5 protein-coding genes are annotated in these 5,902 nt (G+C 66.0%); 3 read left to right on the forward strand and 2 right to left on the reverse strand.

Annotated features, from left to right (window positions below):
• The 3 genes from AC1D00_RS23315 to ppx all read left to right on the forward strand — a co-directional run.
• The coding region (locus AC1D00_RS23315) for a P-loop NTPase family protein (RefSeq protein WP_477012274.1) at positions 1-457 on the forward strand (457 nt) is incomplete at its 5' end.
• Between the two features lie 65 nt (positions 458-522).
• Positions 523-2,712, forward strand: a complete 2,190-nt coding sequence (locus AC1D00_RS23320; RefSeq protein WP_477012276.1) for an RNA degradosome polyphosphate kinase — start codon at positions 523-525, stop codon at positions 2,710-2,712.
• Positions 2,713-2,727: 15 nt separating this feature from the next.
• Positions 2,728-4,230 (forward strand): exopolyphosphatase, encoded by a 1,503-nt coding sequence (gene ppx, locus AC1D00_RS23325; RefSeq protein WP_027542956.1) that lies wholly within the window; start codon positions 2,728-2,730, stop codon positions 4,228-4,230.
• 48 nt (positions 4,231-4,278) lie between these two features.
• Here the strand turns inward: ppx and AC1D00_RS23330 are convergent, their stop codons facing one another.
• Entirely contained in the window at positions 4,279-5,139 is an 861-nt protein-coding gene (locus AC1D00_RS23330) for a TerC family protein (RefSeq protein WP_477012275.1), read from the reverse strand.
• Positions 5,140-5,268: 129 nt separating this feature from the next.
• Positions 5,269-5,691, reverse strand: a complete 423-nt coding sequence (gene ndk / locus AC1D00_RS23335) for a nucleoside-diphosphate kinase (protein ID WP_011086893.1) — start codon at positions 5,689-5,691, stop codon at positions 5,269-5,271.
• Between the last annotated feature and the right edge of the window lie 211 nt (positions 5,692-5,902).

Below are 5,902 nucleotides of genomic sequence, written 5' to 3' on the forward strand. Positions count from 1 at the left end.
TCTCAAGGCCAAGGACTTTGACGAGCGCGCCCTCTTCCACCTGATGAACCTCGCCCGCGAGGACGGCGCTTATATCCTGTTCACCGGGCGCGAGGTGCCCGCTTCGCTGGACATCGAGCTCCACGACCTGCGCTCTCGGCTGCGCGCGGTACCGGTGGTCACGCTGCTGCCCCCCGACGACCAGCTCTTCCGTGGCCTGATCGTCAAATTCTGCGCCGACCGCCAGCTCACCGTGGACGAGAGCGTGGTGAGCTACCTCGCCACGCGCCTGGAGCGATCCTCGGCCGCCGCCCGGCAGGCCGTGGAACTGCTCGACAGCGAGGCCCTGCGGCTTGGCCGCCCCGTGACCCGGGCGCTGGCCGCCGAGCTGCTCCGGGACGCCYGACCCCGCCCCCCAACGCCGCTTGACGGCGCGGAACTGCGGAACATCAATGTCATCGAAACGTCATCGCCCTAACACATGCTCCCGCCGGTTTTGCGCGTAGGTCGCAAATTGGGGCAAACTGGATGGACCGACTTCTCATGGACTCCGCTCAAGCTATTGAAACAAAAGAAAAAGACGCGGAAGCCGAGAGCCTGCCGGCGATCGCCTCGAGCCCCGAGCGATTCATCAACCGCGAGCTCTCCTGGCTGCATTTCAACCGCCGCGTCCTGGAGGAATCGGTCAATCCCAGCCATCCCGTGCTGGAGCGGGTGCGATTCCTGTCGATTTCCGCCAATAACCTCGACGAATTCTTCATGGTCCGCGTCGCCGGCATCAAGGCCCAGGTGCGCGAGGGCATTTCCGAGCGCAGCCCCGATGGCCTGACGCCGTCCGAGCAGCTCGCGCTGATCAACCGCACCGTCTCCCAGCTTGCCTCAGACCAGCAGGCGATCTGGCGCGACCTGCGCGCCGCGCTGGCCGATGTCGGCATCGTGCTGGTGGACGGCAAGGAGGTCACCAAGGCGGAGCGGACGTGGATCGAGGACTACTTCCTCAACAACGTGTTCCCGCTGCTGACGCCGCTCGCGATCGACCCGGCCCACCCCTTCCCGTTCATTCCGAGCCTCGGCTTCACCATCGCGCTCCAGCTCACGCGCGCCGCCGACGGCAAGCAGATGAACGCGCTGATCCGCATGCCCGGCAGGATCGACCGCTTCATTCGCCTTCCGTCCGAAGGCACGGTACGGCTGATCTCGCTGGAACAGGCCACCGCCCTGTTCATCAACCGCCTGTTCCCCGGCTACAATCTGCATGGCCAGGGCGCCTTCCGCATCATCCGCGACTCCGAGCTCGAAATCGAGGAAGAGGCCGAGGACCTCGTCCGCCTGTTCGAGACCGCGCTGAAGCGCCGCCGCCGTGGATCGGTGATCCGGCTCGAGATCGACGCCAAGATGCCGGAGCAGTTGCGCAGCTTCGTGCAGCATGCCCTCTCCGCCGCCGACGACGAAGTATTCCTGGTCGACGGCGTGCTCGCCATGAACGAGCTCTCGCAGCTCACCCGCCTCGACCGGCCCGACCTCGAATTCACCCCTTACGTGCCACGCCATCCCGAGCGCGTGCGCGAGCATGGCGGCGACATCTTTGCCGCGATCCGGCAGAAGGACCTCGTGGTCCATCACCCCTACGAATCCTTCGACGTGGTGGTGCAGTTCCTCCAGCAGGCCACGCGCGACCCCGATGTCGTCGCGATCAAGCAGACGCTCTACCGCACCTCCAACAACTCGCCGATCGTGCGCGCGCTGGCCGAAGCCGCCGAGGCCGGCAAGTCCGTCACCGCGCTGATCGAGCTGAAGGCGCGCTTCGACGAGGAGGCCAACATCCGCTGGGCGCGCGACCTCGAACGCGCCGGCGTGCAGGTCGTCTACGGCTTCCTCGAACTGAAGACGCACGCAAAGCTCTCGATGGTGGTGCGCCGCGAGGGCGGCAGCCTCACGACCTACGTCCACACCGGCACCGGCAATTATCACCCGGTCACCGCGCGCATCTACACCGACCTCTCCTACTTCACCTCGGAGCCGACCATCGGCCGCGACGCCGCGCGCGTCTTCAACTTCATCACCGGCTATGCCGCGCCGAGCGATCTGGAAAAGATGGCGGTGTCGCCGCTGACCTTGCGCAAGCGCATCATCGAGCACATCCAGGGCGAGACCGCGCATGCGCGGCATGGCCGCCCCGGCGCGGTCTGGATGAAGATGAACGCGCTGGTCGACCCCGACATCATCGACGCGCTCTACGAGGCCTCGCAGGCCGGCGTCCAGGTCGAGCTCGTGGTGCGCGGCATCTGTTGCCTCAGGCCCGGCATTCCCGGCCTGTCGGAGAACATCCGCGTCAAGTCGATCATCGGGCGCTTCCTGGAACACGGCCGAATCTACTGCTTCGGCATGGGCCAGGGGCTGCCGAGCGCGAAAGCGGCTGTGTATATCTCCTCGGCCGACATGATGCCGCGCAACCTCGACCGCCGCGTCGAGGTGCTGTGTCCGCTGCAAAATCCCACGGTGCATCAGCAGGTTCTCGAACAGATCATGGTCGCGAATCTGAAGGACAATGAGCAGAGCTGGCAATTGTTGCCGGACGGGTCCTCGACGCGTATGAAGACCGCGAAGGGCGAGGAGCCTTTCAACGTCCACAACTACTTCATGACAAATCCGAGTCTATCTGGCCGTGGAAAGTCGCTCAAGGAATCCTCGCCGCGCCGTCTCACGCGCCGTAGTGAACGTCATCAATCCTGATCCGGGATCGTGGACGTGAAGCGGCCGCGTAAGCGCGGCTCGAGCGTCGCGGTCATCGACATCGGTTCCAACTCGGTCCGTCTCGTCGTCTACGAGGGACTGACGCGGAGCCTCATTCCGATCTTCAACGAGAAGACGCTGTGCGGCCTCGGGCGCGAGGTGCAGAGCACGGGCCTGCTCGCGCCCGACGCCGTCGACAAGGCGTTGACCTCGCTGAAGCGGTTCCGCGCGCTATGCCGCGTGATGCAGGTCGGACGCGTGTTCGCGATCGCGACCGCTGCCTGCCGCGACGCCTCCAACGGCCCCGACTTCATTGCCAAGGCCGAGCGCATCTGCGCCGTCAAGATCGAGATCCTGTCGGGCCCGCGCGAGGCGCGGCTGTCGGCGCTCGGCGTGATCTCCGGCATCCACCACCCCGACGGCATCGTCGGCGACCTCGGCGGCGGCTCGCTCGAGCTGATCGACGTGCGCAGGAACAGCGTGCGCAGCGGCGTGACCCTGCCGCTCGGCGGGCTCGCGCTCCAGGACCTCGCGCACAAATCGCTCAAGCGCGCCGACCGTATCGTGCGCGAGGAGCTCGACGAGGTGCCGCAGCTCAAGGCGGGTAGCGGCCGCACATTCTACGCCGTCGGCGGCACCTGGCGCGCGCTCGCGCGCATCCACATCATCCAGAGCGGCTATCCGCTCCAGGTGATGCACGGCTATTCCATCTCCGCGGCCGAGGCGCTCGACTTTTCGCGTCGCCTCCGCCGTCTCGCGGCCGCCGACATGCTCGCCGACATCGAGATCGTCGCCGATGCGCGGCGCCCGCTCCTCACCTATGCGGCGCTGGTGCTCGAGCACATCATCCGCGTGGCGAAGCCCAAGACCATCGTGTTCTCGACCTTCGGCGTGCGCGAGGGCCTGTTGCACGAGAAGCTGCCGGAGACCGAGCGCAACAAGGACGGGCTGATCTGCGCGGCCGAAGAGCTCAATCAGCTGCTGTCGCGCTCGGCCAAGCACGCCCGCGAGCTGATCGCCTGGACCGATCGCCTGGCGCGCGTGGTGAAGCTGCGCGAGACGGACGAAGACCGCCGCTTGCGCCACACCGCCTGCCTGCTCTCCGACATCGGCTGGCGCGTGCATCCCGATCACCGCGGCGAGCAGACGCTCAGCCTCGTCGTCAACGGCAATTTCGGCGCGATCACCCATACCGAGCGCGCCTTTGTCGGCCTGTCCGTGTTCTATCGCTATGCGGGCCTCAGCGAGGAAAACCAGCCGCCGGCCACCACGCAGGAGTTGCTGACGCCGGCCCAGCTCGACCGCGCCCGCCTGCTCGGCGCGGCATTCCGCGTCGCGCATCTGATCTCGGCGGCACGGCCAGGCGTGCTGCCCGCCACCCATTTCCGCAGCCAGGGCCGCAAATTGATGCTGGTGTTCGAGCACCGTCTCGGCGACATCGTCGCCGACCGCGTCGGCAGCCGCTTCCGCCAGCTCGCCCGCCTGGTCAACCGGGCCGGCTCGATCGTGCGGCGGTAGTTCACCTCTCCCTGCGGCGGAGGTGAACTACACGTCCCTCGGAAAGGCTTACTCCGCCGAAACCTTGGCGTGGCGCTCGGAGGATTCCAGCGCGGCCGCGCTCAGGCTGCGCCGGCGCCAGATGGTGCCGACGACCAGCACGACGACGACGCCGAGCGCCGCGCAGAGATATTCGCCGCCTCCACCGCCATGGCCGAATTGGGCCGGGATGCGCAGTGCGCCGAGCATGTTGTCCAGCGAGGCGCCGAGCGGGCCATCGAACAGCGAGTGGAGCTTCGGTGCGACGCCGGGATCGGTTGCGATCACCTCGCCCGCGATCCAGCCGAGCAGCGCGGCGCCCGCCCAGACCAGGACCGGCAGCTTTGCCAGCAGCGCCATGATCAGCGCGGCACCGGCGACGATCAGCGGCACGCTGATGGCAAGACCCAGCACCAGCAAGGGGACGCTGCCATTGGCAGCGGCGGCGACCGCAATGACGTTGTCCAGGCTCATGACGATGTCGGCGACGACGACGATCTGCACCGCCTGCCACAGATGCGAGGCGGACTCGACGCCGTCCTCGTCCTYGTTCTCCGGCACCAGGAGCTTGGCTGCGATCACGATCAGCGCGAGACCGCCGACGAGCTTGAGATACGGCAGCTCCATCAGGCTCGCAACGATGCCGGTGAAGATGATCCGCAGCAGCACCGCGGCGCCGGCGCCCATGATCATGCCCCACAGCCGGTGCCGCGGCTTCAGGCCGCGGCAGGCCAGCGCGATCACCAGTGCGTTGTCGCCGGAGAGCAGGATGTTGATCCAGATGATCTTGCCGACCGCGATCCAGAAGGTCGGTTCGGCCATCTCGTTGCGGAACTGGGTGAAGAATGCCCCGATCGTAGCGGGATCGAAGATCTGCCAGAGCCAGTTCACAATGAGTCCTTTCGCCCCGTCGTCTCAAAAAGCATGATTCGGAACAGTGAAGCGGTTTTCCGAAAAGATCACGCCTAAACGATAAATTGAAGCGCGACGACTGTCATCGCGCTTCAATCGGCTGAATGATCAGCCGACGATCTCGTTGCCCGAGAAGAACTGCGCGATCTCGATCGCGGCGGTCTCCGGCGCATCCGAACCGTGTGCGGAGTTCTCGCCGATCGACTTTGCGTAGAGCTTGCGGATGGTTCCTTCGGCCGCCTTGGACGGATCGGTCGCGCCCATCGCGTCGCGGTACTTGGCGACGGCGTTCTCGCCTTCGAGCACCTGGACGACCACCGGGCCCGAGGTCATGAACTCGACGAGCTCGCCGAAGAACGGGCGCGCCTTGTGGACGGCATAGAAGGTCTCGGCCTGTTCCTTGGTCATGCGGATGCGCTTCTGCGCAACGATGCGCAGGCCCGCCTTTTCGATCACGGCGTTAACCGCACCGGTCAGGTTACGCGCGGTCGCGTCGGGCTTGATGATCGAGAAAGTACGTTCGATGGCCATGATCTTGTCCTTGAGAAGAAAGCGGTGGTTCGGAGTTGCGGGGCTTATATCGGCGCCTTTGCCAGACGGCAAGCGACCGCCCAAACCGCCTCCCGGGCGCTTCGCCGCAGGCCGCGCCGGCGCATCCAGACGTGGATTACCGAGATTTCATCCAGATGAACCCAATCTGAAGCCCCCATTCAGGCTTTGGTCCAGCTCGCCGGCGTAAGGT

It is taken from the genome of Bradyrhizobium sp. P2_E8 (assembly GCF_056403875.1).